General features: G+C 73.5%; 22 protein-coding genes and 1 riboswitch. Of the genes, 8 read left to right on the top strand and 14 right to left on the bottom strand.

The genetic code is table 11. The features are described from left to right. Window positions 1–4: 4 nt before the first annotated feature. Window positions 5–150: riboswitch (cyclic di-AMP (ydaO/yuaA leader) on the bottom strand. 325 nt (window positions 151–475) lie between these two features. Next, on the bottom strand, window positions 476–2,383 hold the full coding sequence (locus MM438_RS02875; RefSeq protein ID WP_241450815.1) for a protein kinase domain-containing protein: 1,908 nt from the start codon (window positions 2,381–2,383) through the stop codon (window positions 476–478). 199 nt (window positions 2,384–2,582) lie between these two features. Here MM438_RS02875 and MM438_RS02870 point away from each other — a divergent pair, with 199 nt between their 5' ends. The 3 genes from MM438_RS02870 (at window position 2,583) to MM438_RS02860 (ending at window position 6,244) form a co-directional block, all read left to right on the top strand. After that, the gene (locus MM438_RS02870; RefSeq protein WP_241450813.1) at window positions 2,583–4,127 is read left to right on the top strand and encodes an alpha,alpha-trehalose-phosphate synthase (UDP-forming); all 1,545 of its coding nucleotides are present in this window, start codon (window positions 2,583–2,585) and stop codon (window positions 4,125–4,127) included. Then, window positions 4,127–4,927: a trehalose-phosphatase gene (otsB, locus tag MM438_RS02865; RefSeq protein ID WP_241450811.1), complete on the top strand. Its 801-nt coding sequence runs from the start codon at window positions 4,127–4,129 to the stop codon at window positions 4,925–4,927. Before MM438_RS02870 ends, otsB begins: the two co-directional genes overlap by 1 nt. A gap of 396 nt (window positions 4,928–5,323) precedes the next feature. Continuing rightward, window positions 5,324–6,244 (top strand): hypothetical protein, encoded by a 921-nt coding sequence (locus MM438_RS02860; protein ID WP_241450800.1) that lies wholly within the window; start codon window positions 5,324–5,326, stop codon window positions 6,242–6,244. A 272-nt stretch (window positions 6,245–6,516) separates the two neighbouring features. On the opposite strand, the gene MM438_RS02855 is transcribed toward MM438_RS02860, so the two are convergent. Further along, entirely contained in the window at window positions 6,517–7,536 is a 1,020-nt protein-coding gene (locus tag MM438_RS02855) for a LacI family DNA-binding transcriptional regulator (RefSeq protein ID WP_241450798.1), read from the bottom strand. Between the two features lie 370 nt (window positions 7,537–7,906). On the opposite strand from MM438_RS02855, the gene MM438_RS02850 reads away from it, so the two are divergent. Together MM438_RS02850 and MM438_RS02845 are read left to right on the top strand one after the other, a co-directional pair. Beyond that, complete coding sequence (locus MM438_RS02850) at window positions 7,907–8,986, top strand: ABC transporter ATP-binding protein (RefSeq protein WP_241450796.1); 1,080 nt, start codon at window positions 7,907–7,909, stop codon at window positions 8,984–8,986. 111 nt (window positions 8,987–9,097) lie between these two features. Continuing rightward, window positions 9,098–10,342, top strand: coding sequence for a DUF4032 domain-containing protein (locus MM438_RS02845; protein ID WP_241450790.1), 1,245 nt, complete (start codon window positions 9,098–9,100; stop codon window positions 10,340–10,342). A gap of 40 nt (window positions 10,343–10,382) precedes the next feature. Here the strand turns inward: MM438_RS02845 and rlmB are convergent, their stop codons facing one another. The 6 genes from rlmB to MM438_RS02815 all read right to left on the bottom strand — a co-directional run bounded on the left by rlmB (window position 10,383) and on the right by MM438_RS02815 (window position 15,891). Continuing rightward, window positions 10,383–11,387: a 23S rRNA (guanosine(2251)-2'-O)-methyltransferase RlmB gene (gene rlmB / locus MM438_RS02840; RefSeq protein ID WP_241450789.1), complete on the bottom strand. Its 1,005-nt coding sequence runs from the start codon at window positions 11,385–11,387 to the stop codon at window positions 10,383–10,385. A 3-nt stretch (window positions 11,388–11,390) separates the two neighbouring features. Continuing rightward, on the bottom strand, window positions 11,391–12,830 hold the full coding sequence (gene cysS / locus MM438_RS02835) for a cysteine--tRNA ligase (RefSeq protein WP_241450780.1): 1,440 nt from the start codon (window positions 12,828–12,830) through the stop codon (window positions 11,391–11,393). A 31-nt stretch (window positions 12,831–12,861) separates the two neighbouring features. Next, window positions 12,862–13,743, bottom strand: a complete 882-nt coding sequence (locus tag MM438_RS02830; RefSeq protein WP_241450778.1) for an N-acetylmuramoyl-L-alanine amidase — start codon at window positions 13,741–13,743, stop codon at window positions 12,862–12,864. A 182-nt stretch (window positions 13,744–13,925) separates the two neighbouring features. Continuing rightward, complete coding sequence (gene ispF, locus MM438_RS02825; protein WP_241450770.1) at window positions 13,926–14,420, bottom strand: 2-C-methyl-D-erythritol 2,4-cyclodiphosphate synthase; 495 nt, start codon at window positions 14,418–14,420, stop codon at window positions 13,926–13,928. Beyond that, the gene (locus tag MM438_RS02820; protein ID WP_241450754.1) at window positions 14,417–15,298 is read right to left on the bottom strand and encodes an IspD/TarI family cytidylyltransferase; all 882 of its coding nucleotides are present in this window, start codon (window positions 15,296–15,298) and stop codon (window positions 14,417–14,419) included. The genes ispF and MM438_RS02820 overlap by 4 nt, the downstream gene beginning before the upstream one ends. A 110-nt stretch (window positions 15,299–15,408) precedes the next feature. Continuing rightward, entirely contained in the window at window positions 15,409–15,891 is a 483-nt protein-coding gene (locus MM438_RS02815) for a CarD family transcriptional regulator (RefSeq protein WP_241450752.1), read from the bottom strand. 299 nt (window positions 15,892–16,190) lie between these two features. Between MM438_RS02815 and MM438_RS02810 the strand changes: the two genes are divergently transcribed. Further along, on the top strand, window positions 16,191–16,781 hold the full coding sequence (locus tag MM438_RS02810; protein WP_241450744.1) for a hypothetical protein: 591 nt from the start codon (window positions 16,191–16,193) through the stop codon (window positions 16,779–16,781). 97 nt (window positions 16,782–16,878) lie between these two features. On the opposite strand, the gene MM438_RS02805 is transcribed toward MM438_RS02810, so the two are convergent. Next, window positions 16,879–17,559 carry a response regulator transcription factor gene (locus tag MM438_RS02805; protein ID WP_241450735.1) on the bottom strand — a complete coding sequence of 227 codons (681 nt, stop codon included), beginning with the start codon at window positions 17,557–17,559 and terminating at the stop codon, window positions 16,879–16,881. Between the two features lie 38 nt (window positions 17,560–17,597). Continuing rightward, entirely contained in the window at window positions 17,598–18,782 is a 1,185-nt protein-coding gene (locus tag MM438_RS02800) for a sensor histidine kinase (RefSeq protein ID WP_241450733.1), read from the bottom strand. Between the two features lie 311 nt (window positions 18,783–19,093). On the opposite strand from MM438_RS02800, the gene phoU reads away from it, so the two are divergent. Next, window positions 19,094–19,777, top strand: a complete 684-nt coding sequence (gene phoU, locus MM438_RS02795) for a phosphate signaling complex protein PhoU (RefSeq protein WP_241450724.1) — start codon at window positions 19,094–19,096, stop codon at window positions 19,775–19,777. An 88-nt stretch (window positions 19,778–19,865) separates the two neighbouring features. On the opposite strand, the gene MM438_RS02790 is transcribed toward phoU, so the two are convergent. Genes MM438_RS02790 through mshA form a run of 3 tightly spaced genes read right to left on the bottom strand, consistent with a single transcriptional unit; the run spans window position 19,866 to window position 22,456 of the window. After that, a complete protein-coding gene (locus MM438_RS02790) occupies window positions 19,866–20,609 on the bottom strand; it encodes a phosphoglyceromutase (protein WP_241450704.1) in 744 nt (247 codons plus the stop codon). A gap of 9 nt (window positions 20,610–20,618) precedes the next feature. Continuing rightward, window positions 20,619–21,188 (bottom strand): YbjN domain-containing protein, encoded by a 570-nt coding sequence (locus MM438_RS02785; protein WP_241450702.1) that lies wholly within the window; start codon window positions 21,186–21,188, stop codon window positions 20,619–20,621. Continuing rightward, window positions 21,185–22,456, bottom strand: coding sequence for a D-inositol-3-phosphate glycosyltransferase (mshA, locus tag MM438_RS02780; RefSeq protein ID WP_241450700.1), 1,272 nt, complete (start codon window positions 22,454–22,456; stop codon window positions 21,185–21,187). Before mshA ends, MM438_RS02785 begins: the two co-directional genes overlap by 4 nt. A gap of 99 nt (window positions 22,457–22,555) precedes the next feature. Here mshA and MM438_RS02775 point away from each other — a divergent pair, with 99 nt between their 5' ends. Next, window positions 22,556–23,344: a class I SAM-dependent methyltransferase gene (locus tag MM438_RS02775; protein WP_241450692.1), complete on the top strand. Its 789-nt coding sequence runs from the start codon at window positions 22,556–22,558 to the stop codon at window positions 23,342–23,344. A 50-nt stretch (window positions 23,345–23,394) separates the two neighbouring features. Here the strand turns inward: MM438_RS02775 and MM438_RS02770 are convergent, their stop codons facing one another. Continuing rightward, window positions 23,395–24,165 carry a CPBP family intramembrane glutamic endopeptidase gene (locus MM438_RS02770; RefSeq protein WP_241450690.1) on the bottom strand — a complete coding sequence of 257 codons (771 nt, stop codon included), beginning with the start codon at window positions 24,163–24,165 and terminating at the stop codon, window positions 23,395–23,397. Between the last annotated feature and the right edge of the window lie 71 nt (window positions 24,166–24,236).

Below are 24,236 nucleotides of genomic sequence, written 5' to 3'. Positions count from 1 at the left end.
GAGCGTCCTTTCCTGACATCGCCTGTGAAGTGAGCTGTCGGGTTCGGGCGTGTCAGGTGCCCGGCCGCTGGGCGGCTTCACCCCGAGGCCGTGCGCGGCGGCACGGCCGAAGGTGGGTCCTCCACCAGCACCCTGCGGCCCGGACCAGGGTGGTCGCGGCGTGTGGCGACCGCGGGTGCTGCTCGGCGAACGGTCGCGCCAGGTCTAGCTGTTGGGACAGAAGTGATGTCCCCCGAGACGAGGCGGGTGCCTCGTGAGGGCGGCCGGACCAGGGGGGTCCTACCGACCGGTACGACCATAAGCACGGGCTCCGGCGGGGCCTCAAACCCGAGGCCGCCGCCGAGCACGGATCTCCGCCTGCCTGGGGCAACGCGGCCCCCCGACCCTGAGAGTCGTCTGTCGTGCCTGTAATCCGCCTGATTTCCGGCAGATCCGCGCATCAGGGACAGCCCGCGGACCCGCCCGGAGACCTCCGTCAGAACTGCCAGGGCACCGACCCCTGCACCGTCGGGTCGCTCGGCAGCGGCCACCACGCCGGCACCCCGTGACGCAGCGCCGTCCAGATCGTCAGCGCGACCGCCAGCGCCACCAGCACGCCGGTGACCACGTCGCCGGCCCGCCGCGCGGGCGTCAGGGCGCGCATCACCACCCGCGAACCCCGCCGCAGGCCCAGGCCCTTCGGCCCCCACCAGGCCGTCCAGCTGCCCGCGAGCGCACCCACCGCGAGCGGGACGGCTCCGGTGGGCACCGTGTCGCCGGCGCCCCCGAGGCGGAGCACCAGGGTGGCGGCGAACGCCGAGGCGGCGACGACCAGCAGGCCCAGCAGCCCGGTCACGAGCGTGCTGAGCGTCGCCGCGACCAGCTCGAAGGGGCTGCGCACCACCGCCACCACGAGGTCCGTGCCGCGAGCGCCACCCGCCTCGTGCCGGCGCAGCACCGTGGCGGTGACCGAGCGGTCCACGGTGCGGGCGAGCACGGACCAGGTGAGGGCGACGGCGAGGGCGACGAGGGGCCAGGCGGCGGCGAGCGCCGCGAGGGCGGCCACGAGCCCGACGAGCTGGGCGGTGCGGGCCGGAGAGAGCGGACGCTCCTCCTCGCGCCGCTCCGGGTCCGGGTCGGGCCGGGCGGCAGGGGGATTCGTCGGGCCGGCGACGGGTCGAGCGGTGCCGCCGGGGATGCCGGAGGGGGTGTATGCCGCGGAGACGGCCGGCTGCGGCGCCGTCGACCCCATCACCGAGGTCGGCGGGGTGGCCGCGGCCCGCGACGCCGCCGACTGCGCGGAGGACGGCGCAGGCTGGGCGGAGGACGGCGCAGGCTGGGCGGAGGACGGCGCAGGCTGGGCGGAGGACGGCGCAGGCGGGACGGCCGAGCGGTGTGCCGGGTCGGACGGGGGCGGGACGCGCTCGGTCGGCGGGCCCACCGGGAGGGTGCGGCCGGCCACGGAGGCGGTGGCCGCGGCGCGGTCTGCGGCATACCTGCTCCCGAGCTGCTGGGGCAGCAGCTCGGTCCGGCCGGACGTACCGATCCCGAGCAGCGGGGTGTCGCCGCGCACGACCTGCTCCAACGACGCCACGACCGTGCGGGCCGCGGGGCGCACGGCGGGCTCCGGCGCGAGGGCCGCCGCGAGCAGGGGCTGCAGGCGCACGTCCACGCTGCTGAGGTCGTGCCGCCCGTGCCGCACCCGGTCGAGGACCGCGTCGACCCGCCCGGACCCGAAGGGCGAGCGCCCCGTCGCCGCGAAGGCCAGCGTCGCCGCCCACCCCCACCAGTCGGTGGACTCGCTCACCGGCGCACCCGCGAGGATCTCCGGGGCGAGATAGCCCGGCGTCCCCATGACGAGCCCGGTCGAGGTGAGCCGCACGTCGTCGGCGACGTGGGCGATCCCGAAGTCGATGACCACCGGGGCCCCGTCCACGACGAGGACGTTGCCGGGCTTGAGGTCGCGGTGGATCACCCCCGCCGCGTGGATCGCCTCCAGCGCCTCCACCAGGTTGCCCGCGAAGCTCACCAGCTCGTCGCCCCGCAGCGGACCGTGCTTCCCGACGTAGTCGTCGAGCGGCGGCCCGGGGACGTACTTCGTGACGACATAAGGACGCTCACCGTCCGGGTCGGCGTCCAGCACCGGCGCCACCCGCGGGTGCCGCACCCGCCCCAGCGTCGCGACCTCCCGAGCCAGGCGCGCCCGCGCCCCCGGGTCGGCGGCGACGTGGTCGCGCAGCACCTTGATCGCGACCGCCCGCCCCACCCGGTCCAGCCCGAGGTGCACGACCCCCATGCCGCCCTCCCCCAGCCTGCCCACGACGCGATAGGGCCCGATCGTGTCGACCCCGACGGCGTCGTCGTCGGGCTGCGGTCCCCCGGGCTGCGTGCTCGACTCGCTCATGCGCACCACGGTAGGGGCCGGGGCCGGGCGCGGGGAGGGGCCACGCCCGTGCGGGTGGCGCCGGGGCGCCGGATCCGTGGACGGCGTCGTGGGTGGCCAGGATCACGGGAGCCCACGCCGCCCCTTCCCGACATACCGGCCGTGCCTAGGATGAACCGGACGCCACCACGGACGCCCGAGCTCACAGGAGAGGCCTCACATGGCTGACAGCACCCAGCGCTTCGACTTCGTCATCGCCGCCAACCGGCTGCCCGTGGACCGGGTGGTGGACGCGGACGGCAACGTCGAGTGGCACCGCTCCCCAGGCGGGCTCGTGACCGCGATGGAGTCGGTCATGTCCGAGCGCGACGGCGTCTGGGTCGGGTGGGCCGGCGAGGCCGGAGAGGCCCCCGCGCCCTTCGACGAGGGCGGCATGCGGCTGCACCCGGTGCCCCTGTCCGAGGAGGAGGTCGCGGGCTACTACGAAGGCTTCAGCAACGACACCCTGTGGCCCATCTACCACGACGTCATCGTGCCGGCGCAGTTTCACCGCAAGTGGTGGCAGCTCTACCGCGAGGTCAACGAGCGCTTCGCGCAGGCCCTGGCCGACGTCGCCGCCGAGGGCGCGACGGTCTGGGTCCACGACTACCAGCTCCAGCTCGTCCCGGCCCTGCTGCGCCAGCTGCGCTCCGACGTGCGGATCGGCTGGTTCGACCACATCCCCTTCCCGCCCGTCGAGCTCTTCGGCCAGCTGCCCTGGCGCGCGGCGATCCTCGAGGGTCTGCTGGGCGCGGACTTCCTGGGCTTCCAGCGCCCCGGGGACGCCGAGAACTTCCTGCGCGCCTGCCGGCGCCACCTCGGTATGACGGTGAAGGGCGACGTGGTCCACGTCGGGAAGACCACCGGCGGGCACGACGTCCGCGCCGCGTCGGTGCCGATCTCCGTGGACTTCTCGTCGATGGACGAGCTCGCCCGCCGGCCCGAGGTCCGCCGCCGGGCCAAGGAGATCCGCGCGTCGCTGGGCGACCCCAGCGTCCTGCTGCTCGGCATCGACCGCCTCGACTACACCAAGGGCATCCGGCACCGGCTCAAGGCCTACGAGGAGCTGCTGCGCGACGGCCACCTCGACGGGTCGGACACCACCTTCGTCCAGATCGCGACCCCCTCGCGCGAGCGGATCGACGCCTACATCGACCTGCGCGAGCACGTCGAGAGCGCGGTCGGGCGGATCAACGGCGAGTACTCCGACATCGGCTCCCCCGCGATGGAGTACCTCCACCAGTCCCACCCGCGCGAGGAGCTCGCGGCGCTCTACCTCGCCGCCGACATCATGCTCGTCACCCCGCTGCGCGACGGGATGAACCTCGTCGCCAAGGAGTACGTCTCCTGCCGCCACGACAACGGCGGCGCCCTGGTGCTGTCCGAGTTCACCGGTGCCGCCGAGGAGCTCAAGGAGGCCTACCTCGTCAACCCGCACGACACGGTCGGCCTGAAGCGCACCATCATGGACGCCATCGGCGCCAGCCCCGCCGAACGCTCCCGACGGATGAAGGCGCTGCGCCGCCGGGTCCGCCGCAACGACGTGCAGCACTGGGCCGCCAGCTTCCTCGAGCAGCTCGAGGCCGCGCCGGGTCGCCCCGCGCGCCACACCCGCCCGGCGACCCTGGAGCGCGAGGAGCGGGAGGGCCGCGTCGACGCCCTCGAGCACCAGCGCCAGCTGGACGCCCAGGAGGACGAAGCCCACGCGACCGACGAGGAGGCGTGATGCGGGACGACCTGCGGGCCGCCGTCGACGCCCTCGCCGCGGCCGAGAGCCTGCTCGTGGCAACGGACTTCGACGGGGTCCTCGCGCCGCTCGTCGACGACCCGATGTCCTCGCGGCCCCTGCCGGGGACCGTCGAGGCGCTGCGCGCGCTGAGCCGTATGCCGGGCACCACCGTCGCCGCCGTCTCCGGACGTGACCTCGGCACCCTCGGCCACCTCTCTGGCCTCGGCACCGTCGACGAGGGCGAAAGCATCGTGCTCGTCGGCTCGCACGGCGCCCAGGTCTCCGACCCCGAGGTGGGCGGTGGGCACGAGCTGTCCGAGCCCCAGGCGGTCGCCCTCGCCGCCCTCGACGAGGCACTCACCGCGATCGTCGCGGCCCACCCCGGCACCCGCATCGAGCGCAAGCCCGCCGCGGTCGTGCTGCACACCCGCGGGGTGGACCAGCCGGTCGCCAACGCCGCCACCGCCGCCACCGTCGCCATGGCCGCCGGGCACTCCAAGGCCCACGTCATGCCCGGCAAGTGCGTCGTCGAGCTGTCCGTCGTGGACGCCGACAAGGGCTCCGCCATCAGGGACCTCGCGAGCTGGTGCGGGGCGACGGCGGTCTACTACGCCGGCGACGACGTGACCGACGAGCGGGCCTTCGCCGCCATGGCGTCCGACGGGCGAGAGGGCGACCTGACGCTCAAGGTCGGCCCGGGCGACACAGCCGCGCGCCACCGCGTGGACTCCCCCGAGGACGCCGCCGAGGTGCTGCTCGCCCTGACCGAGGCACGTTCTCGGCATACCACCGCCTGATCCGACGACCCGCGGCCCCGAGGAGCTCGACTCCTCGGGGCCGCGCGCTGCCCGCCCTCGTGCCGGGCGCCTCCCCCCACCCCAGCGCCCCGGCACCGTGCGTCCCTCACCGCCCCCGACCCTTTCCTCACCGCCCGCCCGCCCGCGCCACCATGGGCCAGGCTGGCCCCGATCGGTACGCAAAGGCCCCTCTTTGAACGTGCCACGGGGCCAGCCTGGCCCCAAGGAGCCGCTGCAGGAACTGCCCGAGCCGTCGCGAGAACCCCCGGAGCCGTCCCCGTTCCGTGCCCCGTAAGAGCCTCCGCCCCGCCGCCGTCCTGTGGATGGTGCAAGGACTCTTGCAACGCCTGTGGATGACCACGCGGGCCGAGTCCACGGCGGGTGGACGCTCCCTCCATGAGAAACCCCGACCCCCTGCCCAGCCGGCTCGCCGAGGGCTGCTGGTTCGCCCGACGCGACCTGGACGCCCTCGGGCTCACCTCTCGCCAGCGCGCTCGGCTCGCGCGACCCCACCCGGGCGTCTACGGCCTGCGTATGCCGATCTCGGTGCTCGAGGACGCCCAGGCCGCGGAACTGATCCTCCCCGGGCACGCCGCCTTCAGCCACGAGACGGCCGCGCGGCTTCAGCACCTGCCGCTTCCCCAGCGCTGGGAGCCGAGCGTCCGTCCGCCGATCGACGTGGTGGTGCGCGGCCGAAGCCGCCCCAAGGCCGCGACCATCCGCGCCCACCGACCCGGTCGGCAGCACATCGGGGTTCGTGCCGGGGAAGGTCTCACGCACCGGGTGGTCACGCCGCCCCACGTCTTCGTGGAGCTGGCGCCCCAGCTCAGCCTGCTCGACCTGGTCGTCCTCGGCGACGCCGTGGTCGGATGGCGCAGCCCTTGGCGCAAGCACCACCTCGAGACGGCCGCGCAGGCGGGCCTGCCCGGGGTGGTGCAGGCACGTCGGGCGCTGGAGCTGGTCCGGGAGGATGCCAACTCGGTCGCCGAGACCCGCACCCGCCTCCTGCTGACCGGCGCGGGGGTGCCCGAGCCGCAGCTCAACGTGCCGGTGGTGGTCGACGGGCGATGGCTGGCCTTCGTCGACCTCTACTGGCCTCGTTATCGACTCGTCGTCGAGTACTACGGCATCCACCACTTCGCCACGGATCAGCAGCGCCGGGACGACATCCACCGGGTGCGCGGGCTGCGGGACCACGGGCAACGGGTGGAGGAGCTCACCAAGGAAGACCTCGCGCGGCCCGACGAGCTGGTGGCACGCGTGGTGCGGGCGCTGCGTGAGCAGGCGGTGCTGCTCGGGCTTCCCGCGCCGGTCTGACGGCATACGTCCGCCGGAGGCCTGCCTCGGGCCAGGCTGGCCCCGATCGGTACGCAAAGGCCCCTCTTTGAACGTGCCACGGGGCCAGCCTGGCCCCCCTGGCGTAGGCCCCACGGCGTAGGGCGTAGGGCGTAGGGCGTAGGGCGTAGGGCGTAGGGCGTAGGGCGTAGGGCGTAGGGCGTAGGGCGTAGGGCGTAGGGCGTAGGGCGTAGGGCGTAGGGCAGGAGAACCGGATGGGACGTGCGGCGCCAGGTCGGACGGGGCAGGCCGGGTCAGCGGCGGGTGGGGACCGGCGCCGTCGACGCGCGCACCACCAGCTCCGGGCGGAACACCAGCTCGTCGCGCGGCCCGGGGCGCCCGTCGATCTCGTCCAGCAGGCACCGCACCGCCGTCTCGCCGATCGAGGCCACGTCCTGGCGCACCGTCGTCAGCGGCGGATCGGTGAAGGCCATCAGCACCGAGTCGTCGTGGCCGACCACCGAGACGTCTTGCGGGACCTGCCGGCCCAGCGCCCGCGCCGCCCGGATCGCACCGAGCGCCATCAGGTCCGAGTCGCACACCACGGCCGTGCATCCGCGGGACAGCAGCCGGGTCGCGGCTGCGGCGCCGCCCTCCACGGTGAACGTCGTCGTCTCCACGAGGGCGTCGGGGTCACGCCGGTCGAGGAGCCGGGCCATGGTCTCGCGATAGGCCTGGATCCTGCGGATCACCGGGACCTGGCGCTCCGGCCCTGCGGCGAGCCCGATCTCGGTGTGCCCCAGCTGGATCAGGTGGGTGAGCGCGAGGTCCATCGAGGCGGCGTCGTCGGTGGACACCACGGGCGCGTCGATGCCCGGGTGGTAGCCGTCCAGCAGCACCAGCGGCAGCCCGCCCTCCCGCAGCCGCAGGTAGCGGTCGGGCGAGGTGGTCGTGTCGGCGTGCTGCCCGCCGATGACGATGATCCCGGCGACGCCGCGGTCCAGCAGCATCCGGGTGCAGGCGTCCTCGTGCCTGCCGCCCGGCGTCCGGGGGCACAGCACGGCGGTGTAGCCGCGCCCGGCGAGCGAGGTCACGATGACCTGGCTGAGCGCGGGGACGATCGGGGTGTCCAGCGCGGGGCAGATCAGGCCGACGAGCCCGGTGGCGGCGCGCCGCAGCCGGTGGGGCTGGTCGTACCCGAGGACGTCGAGGGCGGTCAGCACCGCCTGGCGGGTCGACTCGGCGACGTTGGGCTTGCCGTTGAGGACGCGGCTGACCGTCGCCTCGCTCACCTTGGCGTGGGCGGCGACGTCGACGAGTCGCGGAGGGCGCATCGGGCGGGTCCTCGGTCTTGCGGCAGCAGGTATGGCGGAAGGCAGTGGCGGAGGGTCCCACCGTAGGCGCCGTGGCGCGGCGTGCGGATCATCGACGCATCTCCGGTCACCCGAGCACCAGGTGAGGACGATGCGATAGCCCACGAGGTCAGCAGGTGGCAGCCCTCCGACCCGATGCGGTCGCGCCTGACCGCACCCTCCTGACATCTGTTGCATACTCGACGTAGCGACGACGATGTCGACCCAGCCGCGCACCCCCGGCAGCCCGGACCCGCCGGCCGGCGTCTGCGCCGCAGCGCCCCGCCCGGGGCGCGATCCCTTTACGACGGATCGTCCGGCACGTTCCTGCCGGTGAAGGAAAGGCATCCCCATGGCAACTGTGCGTTTCGACGACGCGACGCGGCTCTACCCGGGCAACGACAAGCCCTCGGTCGACCGGCTCAACATCGACATCGAGGACGGCGAGTTCCTCGTCCTCGTCGGCCCTTCCGGCTGCGGCAAGTCCACCTCGCTGCGCATGCTCGCCGGCCTCGAGGAGGTCAACGGCGGCAAGATCTGGATCGGCGACCGCGACGTCACCCACCTGTCCCCCAAGGACCGCGACGTGGCCATGGTCTTCCAGAACTACGCGCTCTACCCCCACATGACGGTCGCCGACAACATGGGCTTCGCGCTCAAGATCGCCGGCGTCGACAAGGGTGAGATCCGCCGCCGCGTCGAGGAGGCCGCGGCGATCCTGGACCTCGGGGAGTACCTCGAGCGCAAGCCCAAGGCCCTCTCCGGCGGCCAGCGCCAGCGCGTCGCCATGGGCCGCGCGATCGTCCGCAACCCGCAGGTCTTCCTCATGGACGAGCCGCTGTCCAACCTCGACGCCAAGCTGCGCGTGCAGACCCGCACCCAGATCGCCTCGCTGCAGCGCCGGCTCGGGGTCACCACGGTCTACGTCACCCACGACCAGGTCGAGGCCATGACCATGGGCGACCGGGTCGCCGTCCTCAAGGACGGCATCCTGCAGCAGTGCGACTCCCCGCGTCGGATGTACGACCACCCCGACAACGTCTTCGTCGCCGGCTTCATCGGCTCCCCCGCGATGAACATCATGGAGGTCCCGGTCACCGACGGCGGCGTGCGCATCGGCGACCACGTCACCCCGGTCCCCCGCGACGCGCTGCACGAGGCCGGTCGCAAGGTCATCATGGGCGTCCGCCCCGAGGACCTCGAGCTCACCCCCGACGGCCAGGGCCTGCCGGTCACCATCGACGTGGTCGAGGAGCTCGGCGCCGACGCCTATGTCTACGGCACCACCGACGGCGCCCACGGCTCCGGCCAGATCATCGCCCGCGTCGACGGCCGTCGCCCCCCGATGAAGGGCGAGCGGGTCGCCTTCAAGCCCAAGGCCGACCACATCCACGTGTTCGACGCCGACAGCGGCCTGCGGCTCAACGACTGACCCTGCAGCCTGCACGGGAGCGCCCGCCGTCGCCCGCCCACCAGGGCGGCACGGCGGGCGCTCCCGTCGTCGTGCACCCGTCTGCTCGCGCTGGTCTGGGACGATGAGCAGATGGCGCTCGAGATCACCGCAGCCCGTCCAGACCCGGCCCTGCTCGACCTGCCCTGGACCACCCCGCTGGAGGAGTGGCCCGAGTCGATCCTGGCCGCCCTCCCCCGTGGGATCTCCCGCCACACGGTGCGGTTCGTGCGGGTGCCCGCCGGCGTGGTCGCCATCAAGGAGATCAAGGACGAGATCGCCTGGCGGGAGTACCACATGCTCCGCGCCCTCAACCGGTTGCAGATCCCCGCCGTCCGGCCGTACGGCGTCGTCAGCGGCCGGGTCACCGAGGACGGCACGCCCCTGGACGCCTGCCTGCTCACCCATCACCTGCAGTTCTCGCTCCCCTTCCGCGCGCTGTTCAGCCAGTCCCTGCGCCCGGACACCGCCACCCGCCTCATCGACGCGCTCGCGGTCCTGCTCGTGCGGCTGCACCTGCAGGGCTTCTGGTGGGGCGACGTGTCCCTGTCCAACGCGCTGTTCCGCCGGGACGCAGGCGCCTTCGCGGCCTATCTCGTGGACGCCGAGACCGGTGAGCTGCGCGACGAGCTGAGCAACGGCCAGCGCGAGCACGATCTGGACATCGCCCGGATCAACATCGCCGGCGAGCTGATGGACCTGGAGGCGGGTGGTGTCCTGCCCGAGGGCAACGACCCGGTCGAGGTGTCCGACCAGATCATGCAGCGTTACCGCGCCCTCTGGCAGGAGCTCACCGGGCTGGAGACCTTCACCGTGGGCGAGCGCTGGCGGGTCGACGAGCGGATCCGGCGACTCAACGAGATCGGCTTCGACGTCGACGAGCTCGCGATCTCCACCGACATCGACGGCACGACCCTGCGGATCCAGCCCAAGGTCGTCGACGCCGGCCACCACTCCCGCCGGCTGCTGCGCCTGACCGGCCTGGACGTGGAGGAGAACCAGGCCCGGCGCCTGCTCAACGACCTGGACGCCTATCGCGCCGCGACCGACGTGCAGGGTGAGGACGAGGCGATCACGGCGACGCGCTGGCTCAACGAGATCTACCTGCCCGTCACCCGCGCCATCCCCGACGACCTGCGCGGCAAGCTGGAGCCCGCCGAGATGTTCCACGAGATCCTCGAGCACCGGTGGTACCTCAGCGAGCACAACGGTCACGACATGCCGATCGGCCAGGCGATGGCGGACTACATCATGCGGATCCTGCCGACCAAGCCGCGCGAGAGGACCATCGTCGGCGTGGACACCGTCGAGATGCCGGTCGTCGCCTGGGACGGCTGAGCCCCGCGGACCCGACTGCCCGGGGGCTGCCCGGGGCGGGTCAGGAGCGGCGGCCGGTGCCCCGCTGGCGGGCGATCTCGTAGAGCGTCACGCCCGTCGCGATCCCGGCGTTGAGCGACTCGTTGCCGCTCGCCATCGGGATCGACACGATCTGGTCGCACTGCTCACCGACGAGGCGGGACAGGCCCTTGCCCTCGGAGCCGACGACGACCACGAGGGGCTGGTCGGCCAGGTCCAGGTCGGGCAGCTCGACGTCGCCGTCCATGTCCAGCCCGATCACGAAGTAGCCGTCCTTGCGGAACTCCTGCAGCGTGCGGGTGAGGTTGGTGGCCTGGGCGACCGGGACACGGGAGGCCGCGCCGGCGCTGGTCTTCCACGCCGAGGCGGTCATGCCGGCGCTGCGCCGCTCGGGCACCACGATGCCGTGCCCGCCGAAGGCGCCGACGGAACGGATGATCGCCCCGAGGTTGCGGGGGTCGGTGATGCCGTCAAGCGCCACCACGAGCGGGATGCCCGGCGACTGCGGGTCGACCAGCTCGGCGGGGTGGGCGTAGTCGTAGGGCGGCACCTGCAGCGCCAGGCCCTGGTGGACGGCGCCGTCGGTCAGCCGGTCGAGCTCGCCGCGCGGGGTCTCGAGCAGGGCGATCCCCCGCTCGGTGGCGATCTTGAGCGCCTCGCGGACCCGGTCGTCGGAGTCGATCCGGTTGGCGACGTACAGCGTCGTGGCGGGTATGTCGGCGCGCAGCGCCTCGAGCACGGAGTTGCGGCCCGCCACCATCTCGGTGGACTGGCGGGTCCGCCGCCGGTCGCCGCCGGGCCGCGAGCCCGCGACGCGACCGCCGCCCGCACCCGGGCCGCGCCCGTCGGCGGCCTTCTCGGCGCGCTTCGCGGCCTTGTGGGCCTTGTGATAGGGCCGGTCCTCGGCCTTGGGCGTGGGCCCCCTGCCCTCGAGGCCACGCCGCCGCTGACCGCCGCTGCCGACGACCGATCCCTTGCGGGACGAGCCCTTTCGCGTGGCGCCTCGGCGCTGGGAGTTGCCGGGCATGTGTCAGTCCTCGCTGCCGGGGGTGGGATGGGCCAGGCTCCAGCGGGCGCCGGACGGAGAGTCCTCGACGGCGATGCCGGCCGCGGCCAGGTCGTCACGGATGGCGTCGGCCGTCGCGAAGTCGCGCTCCTTGCGCGCCGCCGCACGCCGCTCCAGCTGCGCCTGCACGAGCGCGTCCAACGCCTCGCGGGCAGGGTCGCTGTCGCCGCCCGCGCTCCCCCAGCGGGGGTCGAGCGGGTTGACGCCGAGCACGTCGGTCATGGCGACGACCTGGCCGGCCAGGGTGCGGGCGAGCGCGCGGTCGCCGTCGTCGAGGGCGGTGTTGCCGGCCCGCACGGTGTCGTGGATCACGGCGAGGGCGCCGGAGACGCCCAGGTCGTCGTCCATCGCCGTACGGAAGGCCTCGGGGAAGCCGTCCCCGGCCACCGCCTCGGGCTCGCCGTGCTCGACGGCGCGCCGCAGGAAGCCCTCGATCCGGTCGACCGCAGCCTCGGCCTCGCGCAGCGAGCCCTCGTGGAACTCGATGGTGGAGCGGTAGTGCGCCGACCCGAGGTAGTAGCGCAGCGCGAGCGGCCTGCTGTGGCGGGCGATCTCCGTGACGACCAGGGAGTTGCCCAGCGACTTGGACATCTTCTCGCCCTGCACGGTCACCCAGGCGTTGTGCATCCAGTAGCGCGCGAAGCCGAACCCGGCGGCGCGGGACTGGGCCTGCTCGTTCTCGTGGTGCGGGAAGCGCAGGTCGACGCCGCCGCCGTGGATGTCGAAGGTGTCGCCGAGGTACTTGCGAACCATCGCCGAGCACTCCAGGTGCCAGCCGGGACGACCGGGACCGTACGGCGAGGGCCAGTGCGCGGTGGCCGGCTCCTGCGCCTTGGCGCCCTTCCACAGGGCGAAGTCGCGGGGGTCGCGCTTGCCCCGTGGGTCGGCGTCCTCGGCGGCCTCCATGTCCTCGATGGACTGCCGGGTCAGCTCGCCGTAGGCCGGGAAGGACCGCACGTCGAAGTAGACGTCGCCGGAGCCGTCCGGCGCCGGATAGGCATGGCCACGCTCGACGAGGGTGTCCATGAGGGAGACCATCTCGGGGATGTGCCCGGTGGCGCGCGGCTCGTAGGTCGCGGGCAGCACGCCCAGCAGGTCCAGCGCCGCGGCCGTCTGCCGCTCGTGCTCGTAGGACCAGGCCCACCACTCGGCGTCGTTCTCCGCGGACTTGCGCAGGATCTTGTCGTCGATGTCGGTGACGTTGCGGATCAGGGTGACGTCGTAGCCGTGCCCGGCGGTCAGCCACCGCCGCAGGATGTCGAACGCGACGGCGAAGCGCACGTGCCCGATGTGGGGCAGGCCCTGGGTCGTGAGCCCGCAGATGTAGATGCCGACCCTCCCCTCGTGCAGGGGCTGGAACTCACGCAGCTCGCGCGTGGCGCTGTCAAAGATGTGGAGGCTCACGCGGGGGATCCTATCCGGGACGCGGTGCGGGTCAACGTCCGAGATAGCGGCGTATCCCGGTGGCCAGCGCGACCGCCTCCCGCTGCCGGAAGGCCGGGGTGCCGAGGAGCGCGGCGTCGGTGGGGTGCCGCATGTTGCCCGCCTCGACCATGATCGCGGGGACGCGGGAGAGGTTGAGGCCCCCGATGTCCGTGCGCGGGGTCAGGGCGGTGCCCCGGCCGAGGTAGGTCGAGCGCGGCATGCCGGTGCCCCGCTGGAAGGCATCGCGCACGGCCACGGCCAGTCGGGCCGAGCGCTGCTGGGCGACCGTGCCGCCCACCATCCGCGTCGAGTGGATGACGTGGAAGCCGCGGGCCCTGCGGGAGACGTTGCCGTCGTCGTGGATCGAGACCACCAGGGTGGCGCGGGCGCGGTTGCCGATGGCGGCCCGCTGGTCGATGCACGGGCCGAAGCCGCGGTCGCTCGCGCGGGTGAGGACCACCCTGGCGCCCTGGGCCCGCAGCACCGCGGCCAGCCGGGTCGCGACGTCCCACACCTGGGCGTGCTCGGGGTAGCCGCGGACGGTGCGGGTGCCGGTGGTGTTGCAGGGCTTCCAGATCCCGTTCCCGGCATACACCTTGCGGTTGAGGGCGCGCGGGTGGGCCGCGTTGCCGCCGTTGTGCCCGGGGTCGACGACGATCGTGGTGCCGGCGAGCGGGCGAGGCCTGGTGGCGGCGACCGGCGCCACGGCCAGCGGGGTCGCGGTCACCTGGTCCGGAGCCACCGGAGCAGCAGCCACCGGGGCCGCGGCGGACGTCTCCGGGCCGGTGGGGGCCTCCTCGACGGCGCACCCCGCGAGGCCGGCCCCGGTCACGGCGAGAGCCGTCGCGAGGACCAGGCGTGACACCGAGTGACGGTGCGTAGATGTCGTCATGCGTCCAGTGTGCCGGTGATCCCGGGTTCGCCTCTCCGTCGTCCACCGTTCGTCACTCTCTGGGGCACCTCTGAGAACGAGAGGCCCTCGGGAGCAGCCCCCGCGGCCCCCTCGCGCCGTCCCTGCCGGGCTCGCGGGGCGGGCTGTCGTCGGCCTCGTCCGCGCCGCCCGCCGGAGCGGTCTCAGGCCCGGTGGACCAGCGCCGTCGCGATGCCGACCAGGCCCTCCTCGCGCCCCGGGAAGCCGAGCCCGTCGCTCGTCGCCCCGCTCACCGACACGGGGGCGCCCACGACCTCGCTCAGCAGCGCCTCCGCCTCCGCGCGGCGCCGCCCGACCTTGGGGCGCGGGCCGATCACCTGGACGGCGACGTTGCCGATCTCCCAGCCTGCGTCGCGCACGATCCGGCAGGCCTCGGTCAGCAGGGTCACTCCGCTCGCCCCGGCCCAGTGCGGACGGCCGGTGCCGAAGTGCCGGCCCAGGTCTCCCATCCCCGCCGCCGAGAAGATCGCGTTGCACGCCGCGTGCGCGACGACGTCGGCGTCCGAGTGCCCCTCGAGCCCGACCTCGCCCTCCCACAGCAGTCCGGCGAGCCACATCGGGCGCCCGCTGCCCGGCTCGGCATACGCATGGATGTCGGTGCCGATCCCCACGCGCGGCACGATCGGACGCTCGCTCATCGCAGCTCCCCCTCGCTCGGTCCATCGGGTATGGCGAACCGTGCGGCCCGCTCCAGGTCGTCCGGCACCGTCACCTTGAGGGCCGCGGGGTCGCCCTCGACGACGAGCACCTGGTGCCCGAGCGCCTCGAGGAGGGCGGCGTCGTCGGTGGCGGAGGTGCCGGTCGCGTGGGCGGCCTCCAGCTCCGCCCGCAGGAAGCCCTGCGGCGTCTGCACCGCCCGCAGGCTCGCGCGGTCCGGGGTAGCGGTGACCACCCCCCGCGCGTCCACCACCTTGACGGTGTCGACCACGGGCAGGGCCGGGACCACGGCCACCCACCCGTCCCGCACCGCGCCCGCCACCCGGTCGTAGACCTCGACCGGGGTGAAGCAGCGGGCGGCGTCGTGCACCAGGACGACCTGCCCGCTCGCGCCCTCGCGGGCACGCGGTTGCGCCGGGCCCGGCGTGTCGGCCCCGGTCAGCACGTCGGCGTCGTCGAGGTCGTCCTCTCTCGGGCCGTCGCCCCGGAGACCGTCGGTGTCGTCCCTGCCGTCGGGGTCGGGCCGGCCGCTCAGGTCGCCACCGTCCACGTCCCCGCCGGGCGCGGGCTCCTCGGTCAGCGCGGCCAGCCCCGCCGCGACGCTCGCGGTCCGGTCCGCACCCCCCGCCACCACGGTCACCGCGACCGACGGCTGCACCCGCTCGACCAGCTCGCCCACCTCGGCCAGGTGGCCGGCCGGAGCGACCACGACGACCTGGGCGAGCCCGGCGGTCTGCAGCGCCGTACGCAGGCTGTGCTCGAGGATGCTGCGGCCGGCGACCTCGACGAGGGCCTTGGGCCGGTCCGCTCCCAGACGGCTGCCGCTCCCGGCGGCCACGATGATGACGGCGACGCTCACGCGGCCACCCTAGCGACCGGAGGCCGCGGCACCGGGCGGGGACGCGGCGAGGCCCGCACCAACCGGTGCGGGCCTCGATGACGGGGTGAGCCAGGCTCAGCAGGCTGGCCTCAGGAGGCGAGAACCTCGTCGAGGATGGTCTCGGCCTTGGTCTCGTCGGTCTTCTCCGCCAGGGCGAGCTCGGACACCAGGATCTGACGGGCCTTGGCGAGCATGCGCTTCTCGCCCGCGGACAGGCCCCGGTCCTTGTCGCGACGCCACAGGTCCCGGACGACCTCGGCGACCTTGATCACGTCGCCGGAGGCGAGCTTCTCGAGATTGGCCTTGTAGCGCCGGGACCAGTTGGTCGGCTCCTCGGCCTGCTGCGCGCGGAGCACCTCGAACACGCGGTCCAGGCCCTCCTGGCCCACGACGTCGCGGACACCCACGAGGTCGCAGTTCTCGGCGGGGACCTCGATGGTCAGGTCACCTTGGGACACCTTGAGCTTCAGGTAGATCTTGTCCACGCCCTTGATGGTGCGGGTGTTGATCTCCTCGATGAGCGCCGCCCCGTGATGCGGGTAGACGACGGTCTCTCCAACCTTGAACGCCATGTAGTCAAGCCCCTTTCGCGGTCTTCATCCTATCACGTCCCAGGGGTGCGGAGAAGTCGGGACGCCAGCGTTTCCGCAGGTCAGGGGCCTTGACGGGAGTGAGAAATCCCTCCTGGGAACGTTCAAGAGCTCTTGACGAAGGCTCTGGCACGCGTTAAAGGCCAGGGCCTCGGTGGACCGCGGCAGGTGGCCGACCGCCCCCGACCTGGCACGACGCCGCGCACCGACCCCCGGCGCGGCGCAGGACCGAACGCGCGCGCCCGCGAGCCGACCCTGGCGGCAGAGGATATGGTGACCCCGTGATCCGCGACGACTCGACCCCCACGGCGACCCGCCGGCCTCGCACCACCTCGGTCCCCCGCGCCGCCCTGGCCCTGGCCGCCGCCGCGCTGACCGCCGTGAGCCTGACGGCCTGCAACAAGATGTCGCCCCAGACCACCGATCATTCGTACGCCCCTGCCGACGGGATCGACATGTCCGTGGGCCAGCTCCAGGTGCGCAACCTGGCCGTGGTGGCCTCGGCGAAGGACTCGACCGGCTACGTCAACGGGCTCGTCGTCAACGAGGGGCAGCAGGCCGCTGCCGTGAGCTTCTCCTTCCCCCAGGGGCCGGCGCCGGTGTCGGTCACGGTGGACCCGGGCTCCTCCGTGACCCTGACCGAGCGCAAGGTCGCGCTGCCCAAGGTCCCGGTGGCACCCGGCGCCATGACCAACCTCGTGGTGTCCTCCCGGGGCGGCGGCGACGCCCAGCCGCTCGTCCCGGTGCTGGCCCCGATCGGCCCCTACGCCGCGATGACCGGCACCGCGACGGCCTCCGGCACCGCCTCGACCACGGCCACCGCGACCGTGACCACCGCGCCGACCACGAGCGCCACCCCGGCGACCCCCTGACGGCCGAGCGTCCTGCCGCCCGATCCGGCCGGCAGGCACGACGGGGGAGGGCCCCAGCTCCGTGGAGCTGGGGCCCTCCCCCGTCGCCGCCGGTACGTCAGACCTCGAACTTGTAGCCCAGCCCACGCACCGTGACGATGTGCACCGGCTGGCCCGGGTCCGGCTCGATCTTGGCGCGCAGCCGCTTGATGTGGACGTCGAGGGTCTTGGTGTCCCCGACGTAGTCGCTGCCCCAGACCCGGTCGATCAGCTGCATCCGGGTCAGGACCCGACCGGCATTGCGCAGCAGCATCTCCAGCAGCTCGAACTCCTTGAGCGGCAGGGCGGTCGGCTCACCCCCGACGGCCACGGTGTGCCGCTCCACGTCCATGCGCACCGGCCCCACCTCCAGGCTGGCGGGCACGAGCTCGTCGGTCTCCGTCATACGCCGCAGGACGGCCTTGATGCGGGCCAGCAGCTCCCGGCTGGAGTAGGGCTTGGTGACGTAGTCGTCGGCGCCGAGCTCGAGCCCGACGACCTTGTCGATCTCGCTGTCCTTGGCGGTCAGCATGATGATCGGCACCGCGGACTTCTGCCGGATCGTGCGGCAGACGTCCACGCCGGAGACGCCCGGGAGCATCAGGTCCAGCAGCACCAGGTCGGTGCCGACCCGGTCGAAGTGGGACAGCGCCTCGGGGCCCGTCGCGGCGACGGCCACGTCGTAGCCCTCCCTGCGCAGGAGATAGGACAAGGGGTCGGAGATCGACTCCTCGTCCTCGACGACCAGGATGCGGGTCATGGTGTGCCTTCCTCGTTCGCCTGACGGCGCTCTCGATCCTAGGGGCCGACCGGTCCGGGCGCCGGGGGCGAGGACTCGGTCAGGTCGGACAGGCCGGCGGAGGGCAGGGCAAGCGTGAACGTCGACCCCTGCCCCTCCTGGCTCCACAGCCGCACCTCGCCGCCGTGGTTGGCTGCCACGTGCTTGACGATGGACAGGCCCAGCCCGGTGCCGCCCGTGGAGCGCGAGCGGGCCGGGTCCACGCGGTAGAACCGCTCGAAGACGCGGTCCTGCTCGTCGGCCGGGATGCCGGCTCCCAGGTCGCTGACGATCACCTCGACGAGCTCGCGGTTGCGCTCGACGACGACGCGCACCGGGCTGCCCTCGGCGGAGTAGGCCACGGCGTTGTCCACGAGGTTGCGGATGGCGGTGACGATGAGCTCCCGGTCGCCGAAGACCATGGCCGGGCGCGGTGCGGTGACCTCGATGGTGATGTCCTTGGCCTCGGCGACCAGCCGGCACCGGTCCGCCGCGTCCTGGGCCGCACCGCTGACGTCGACGAGCACCGGTTCGGTGAGGGTGTCGGCCACCTGGAGCCGGGACAGGTCCACGATCTCCTTGACCAGCTGGGTGAGCCGCTCGGCCTCGACCTTCATCCGGCTGGCGAAGCGGTGCACCGCCGGCGGGTCGTCGCACGCGTCCTGCACGGCCTCGGCCAGCAGGACCAGGCCGCCGACGGGCGTCTTGAGCTCGTGAGAGACGTTCGCGACGAAGTCGCGACGCACCTCGTCCACGCGGTTGGCGTGGGTGCGGTCCTCGACCAGCAGCAGCACGTGCCCCGTCGCGAGGCGGGCGGCGCGGACCAGGACGACCATGCGGCCGCGGCCGAGCGGGCCCCGGGGCAGGTCGAGCTCGGACTCGTGGATCCGACCGCTCACCCGGACCTCGCGGGCGATCTCCAGCAGCGCGCGGTGCACCAGCTCGCCCTCGCGGACCAGGCCGTGCTGCACGGCCGCCTGCGTGGAGCGGACCACCGCGTCCGAGTCGTCCAGCACGATGCCGATGGAGCGCAGCACCGCCAGGACGTTCTCCACGCCGGGCTGCAGCTCGTCTCCGTCGGCAGCGGTGCTGCGGCGGGGGGTCATGTCCTCGGGTGCCTTCCGTGGGTCGCTGCGGAGCGCGTGCGGGACGATCCGGTGCAGCACCGCCCCCCAGGGGCTGGTGCCAGACGCGACGGGATCCACGCGGTCGAGAATACGCAGACCGGTTGCCTGGGCGAGCCGGTCCCGGACGAGCATGCCTGCCCGAGGTCACCCGCACGCACCCGGAGCGGACTTCCTCGCCGCCTGATCGCCAAGAGTTCACGTGCGGTCCTCGGCTCGTTCACGCGCCGCTGGGGGTGGCGCGCGGACGGGGATGGCACCGTCGGCCCTGGACCGCCGTGGCGGTCTGACGTGCGCGGACCCCCGCGGACTACGATCGGTCCCCCAACCCCCCCCGTCACGCAGCCGGACCTCGGCCGTGGGCACCCAACCAGCAGCATCGAGAGGAACCCATGCGCGACCAGTTCCACGAGGAGCTCGACAGGATCTCCGACCGCCTCGTCGAGATGTCCCGCCTCACCGGATCGGCCATCAGCCGCGCCACCACCGCCCTGCTCGACGGCGACCTCAAGCTCGCCGAGTCCGTCATCGAGGCCGACGAGGCCATCGACGCGATCCGCCGCGAGCTCGACGACAGCGCGGTCGACCTCCTCGCCCGCCAGCAGCCGGTGGCCACCGACCTGCGCATGGTCGTGACCGCGATGCGCATGAGCGCCGACCTCGAGCGCATGGGTGACCTCGCCCGCCACGTCGCCAAGGTCGCGCGCCTGCGCTACCCCGAGTCCGCCGTGCCGGCCGAGCTGCGCGCCACCATCACGCAGATGGGCCACGCCGCCGAGAAGATCGTCGCCCAGACCGGCTCGATCATCGCCGGGAAGGACGTCCAGTCGGCCCTCTCCCTGGAGACCGCGGACGACGAGATGGACGCCCTGCACCGTCAGGTCTTCGAGCACCTGCTCGGCGGCGACTGGACCCACGGCGTGCAGGCCGCCGTCGACATCACCCTCGTCGGCCGCTACTACGAGCGGTTCGCCGACCACGCGGTCTCGGTGTCCCGGCGCGTGGTCTACCTCGTCACCGGCGAGTGGCACTCCAGCACCGACCTGCTCGGCGTCGACGCGGGCGACGACGACTGACCCGAGCCACGGCGCGCCCCGCACCCAGCCGGGCTCACGACGAAGCCGCGCACCTCACGTCGAGGTGCGCGGCTTCGTCGTACCGGGATCACTTGCCCTGGTTGGCCACCGCCTCGGCAGCGGCCTTGGCGGCCTCCGGGTCGAGGTACTCGCCACCGGGGACGGTGGGCCTCATCGAGTCGTCGAGGCGGTAGACCAGCGGCATGCCGGTCGGGATGTTCAGCCCCGCGATGTCCTCGTCGGAGATGCCGTCGAGGTGCTTGACCAGGGCGCGCAGCGAGTTGCCGTGCGCGGCCACCAGGACGGTCTTGCCGGCCCTGAGGTCCGGGACGATGTCGGACTCCCAGTAGGGCACCATGCGGGCGACGACGTCCTTGAGGCACTCGGTCTTGGGCATCGCGTCGCCGAGCTCGGCGTAGCGCGCGTCGCCGGCCTGGGACCACTCGTTGTCGTCGGCGATCTCCGGCGGGGGGGTGTCGTAGGAACGGCGCCACAGCATGAACTGCTCCTCGCCGTACTGCTCCTTGGTCTGCTTCTTGTCCTTGCCCTGCAGGTCGCCGTAGTGACGCTCGTTGAGGCGCCAGTCGCGCTTGACCGGGATCCAGTGGCGGTCGCACGCGTTGAGCGCGGTGTGCGCGGTGTTGATCGCGCGGCGCAGCAGCGACGTGTGGACGATGTCCGGGAGCAGGTCGGCGTCGCGCATCTGCTCGCCGCCGCGGACCGCCTCGGAGCGGCCCTTGTCGGACAGCTCGACGTCGACCCAGCCGGTGAACAGGTTCTTGGCGTTCCACTCGCTCTCGCCGTGGCGGAGCAGAATCAGCGTGTAGGTCATGCCCCGACCCTATCGGGTGGGCTGCGACCTCTCCCCCTGGGCGTCCTCCCCCTGGCCTCCCGGGTCCGGCGCGTCCGCAGGCCGCAGGTGCGCGAAGGCCGCCAGGTTGTGCGTCGGCTCGCCGTGCTTGAGCCGCCACGCCCACTCCTTGCGGATGCTCGTGGCGAAGCCGATCTCCAGCAGCTCGTCGAAGGGCCGGTCGGCCGCCTCCAGCACCGCGCCGAAGAGCTGGTCCAGGTAGGTCTCGTCCACGGCGCCGAGCGGGACCTGGGAGGTGACGTAGACGTCGCCGCTCGCGTCGATCGAGTAGGCCAGACCGCGCAGCCGCAGGTTGCGCCGCAGCAGGGTGCGGTAGAACGCCTCGTGGGCCTCGTCGGGGTTGCGGATGACGAAGGCGCTGCCCGTCATCCCCCGCGAGCCCACCAGCAGCGACAGCACCGTCCGCAGCTTGCGCTCCCCCGGCAGGGTCACGACGAGCTCGCCCTCGCGGGCGCCCGCCTCGTGTTCCAGCGCCTGCTCCTCGCAGAACCGCTCGACGACGGCGAGGACGGCGGCCGGGGTGCACGGGGCGTCGGTCATGAAGCCAGGGTACGGCGCTGGTGGGACCCGACGGCGTCGGCGTAGACCTCGAGCAGCCGGTCCACGCTGCGCTCCCAGGAGAAGCCTCGGGCGTGGGCCGCGGCCCGGGCCCGCACGCCCGGCAGGTCGGGGTGGTCCAGCAGCGCGGCGACGGCGTCTGCCCAGGCGGCCGGCTCGTGGCCCGGGACCAGCAGCCCGGCGTCGCCCACGGCGGTGGGCAGACCACCGACCCGGGTCGCCGCCAGCGGCGCGCCGCACGCCAACGCCTCGATCGCCACCAGCCCGAAGGACTCGTTGTGGCTCGGCACGGTGACCACGTCGGCGGCGCGGAACCAGTCGGCCAGCTCCTGGCGCGTGGCCTGGTGGTGCCAGATCATCCGGTCGGCGACCCCCAGGTCGCCCGCGAGGCGCCGCAGGTGGTCCGGGTCGCCATACCCTCCGGCGCTGTCCCCGCCGAGGATCGCCACCCGCAGGCGCGGCCGCAGCTCGGGCCGCCGGCGCAGCAGCTCGGCCGCGGCCCGCACGAGCACGTCCGGCGCCTTCAGCGGCTGGATCCGTCCGACGAAGAGCAGCAGCACGGCGTCGTCGGGCAGGTCCTGGCCCAGGGCGCGCAGCCGGGCCCGGGCCCCGGGCTGCGGCGCCGGGTGGAAGGTCTCCAGGTCGACGCCGGGCGGGACCACCGCGACCCGGGCGGGGTCGGCGTCGTAGAGCTCGACCAGCTCGCGCCGCTCGGTCTCGGTGTTGGCCACCAGCTCGTCCGCGACGGCGACGACCTGCTCCTCGCCGATCTCACGACCCGGGGGCTCGGGCGAGTCCCCCTGCGCCAGCGAGCGGTTCTTGACCTTGGCCATGGTGTGCATGGTGTGCACCAGCGGCACCTGCCACCGCTCGGCCGCGAGCCAGCCCACCTGCCCGGACAGCCAGTAGTGCGAGTGGATCAGGTCGTAGTGCCCCTCCGGCGCCATCGCCTCGGCCCGCATCACGCCCGCCGTGAAGGCGCACAGCTGCCCCGGCAGGTCGAGCTTGCCCAACCCCTCGAAGGGGCCCGCTGTCACGTGACGCACCGTCACGCCGTCGTCGAGGGGGGCGCAGACCGGGATCCGGCCGCTGGTGGCGCGGGTGAAGATGTCGACCTCGATGCCGCGGCGCGCGATGCGGCGGGCGGTCTCGGCGACGTAGACGTTCATCCCCCCCGCGTCCCCGCTGCCAGGCGTCGCCAGCGGCGAGGTGTGGACGCTCAGCATCGCGATCCGGTGCAGCTGCGACATGGGTCCTCCGTGGGTCGGTGCACCGACGGAAACCGCCGACCTGCGCGGAGGTATTCCCGACGAGCCCGTCCGCCCGGGTCGTCCGCCTAGGCTGGCGCGGTGGTCAGGCACTCCCCCATCGGCACCGTCACCCGCGGGACGACCAACCCCAACCGCCTGCGCCGCAGCGACCGTTGGCTGGCCGGGCCGGCCGCGTGGCGACTGCGGTCCGCGCCGGCACCGGTGGCGGTCGACCTGGGGTATGGCGCCTCCCCCGTCACGGCGGTCGAGCTGCACGCGCGGCTGACCCGGGTGCGGGCGGACGTGCGCGTCGTGGGGATCGAGATCGACCCGGCGCGCGTCGCTCAGGCCCTCCCGCTGGAGCGGCCAGGCCTGAGCTTCCGGCTCGGCGGCTTCGAGGTGCCGCTGGACGGCGAGTCCGCCACCGTCATCCGGGCCTTCAACGTGCTGCGCCAGTATGACGAGTCCGATGTGCCCGCGGCCTGGGCGCGGCTGCGCGAGCGGCTCACGCCCGCAGGGGTGCTCGTGGACGGGACCTGCGACGAGATCGGGCGGCTCGCGTCCTGGGTCGCCCTGGCCCGCTCCGGCCCGCTCTCGCTCACCTGCTCCTGGCACCTGCGGGGCCTGGAGCGACCCGGTGTCGTGGCCGAGCGGCTGCCCAAGGCGCTGATCCACCGCAACGTCCCCGGCGAGCGGGTGCACCGGTGGCTCGCCGCGGTGGACACGGAGTGGGCCCGGCAGGCACCGCTCGCGTCGTACGGCGCGCGCCAGCGCTTCCTCGCGACCGCGGGCGCGCTCCGCGACCAGGGCTGGCCGGTGCTCGACGGCCCGGCGCGATGGCGGCTCGGCGAGCTGACGGTGGCGTGGGAGGCCGTCGCCCCCTCCTGAGGGCGACGGCCCGCGACGCCGGGCCGGGGCCGGCCCAGGCCGCCCGAGCGTCAGCGCCGGGCGGCCGCCAGCGCCGGCCACGAGCGCCAGGTCGCCCGGTGCCGCCAGGCCCGCAGGACGAGCATCAGCAGGGAGATGATCACGACCGCGTCGACCAGCAGCCCGATCACCCCCGGGCTGTAGAGGTCGCCCGCGTGAGCGGCGAACAGGCCGAAGTCCACGGTGGCGTGCCAGGCGACCAGGGCCCAGATGCTGCGGGTGGCGAGATAGAGCACCGCGAAGCAGGCCCCGAAGCCCATGGCTCCGACCGACTGGCCCAGGGCCGCCGACAGCGACATACCGCTGGTCACGTTGACCAGGTGGACCGCTCCGAAGCTGATCACGGACAGGACGGTGCACCCGACCAGCGAGCGCCAGGTCGGCCCGGCCGCGTCGAGGAGATACTTGCGGAACATCCCCTCCTCGGCGAAGCCGATGAGCAACGCGAGCACCGTGGAGCTCAGCAGCACCGGGGCGAACATCCCCCGGACCAGGGCCTCCACCCACACCACGACCACGGTCAGGACGGCCGTCAGCGGCAGCAGGTGCTCCAGCGTGCTGTCAGGGCCGCGGCGCAGCAGCGACCGCACCGGCGGCCACGAGTCCCGCTGCACCCACCAGACGAGCCCGGCCAGGACGAGCATCTGCGGGAGTGCCGCCCAGGTGATGCGCGGGTCGGTGTACTCGATCCCCGCTCGTGACAGGAGCGAGAAGCCGGCTGCGCTGATGGCGTAGTAGACGGCGATCACGGCGAGCAGCCGGCCGACAGGTCGTGGATTCATGCTGGTTCCCCCCTTGCACCGGGGCCCTCGCCCCGGTCGATGCTTTCCGACTTTCCGCAGAACCTAGGACG

It is taken from the genome of Arsenicicoccus dermatophilus (genome assembly GCF_022568795.1).
GTDB lineage: Bacteria > Actinomycetota > Actinomycetes > Actinomycetales > Dermatophilaceae > Arsenicicoccus > Arsenicicoccus dermatophilus.
The sequence above is the reverse complement of the archived record's forward strand: the minus strand, read 5'-3'. Positions and strand labels throughout refer to the sequence as shown.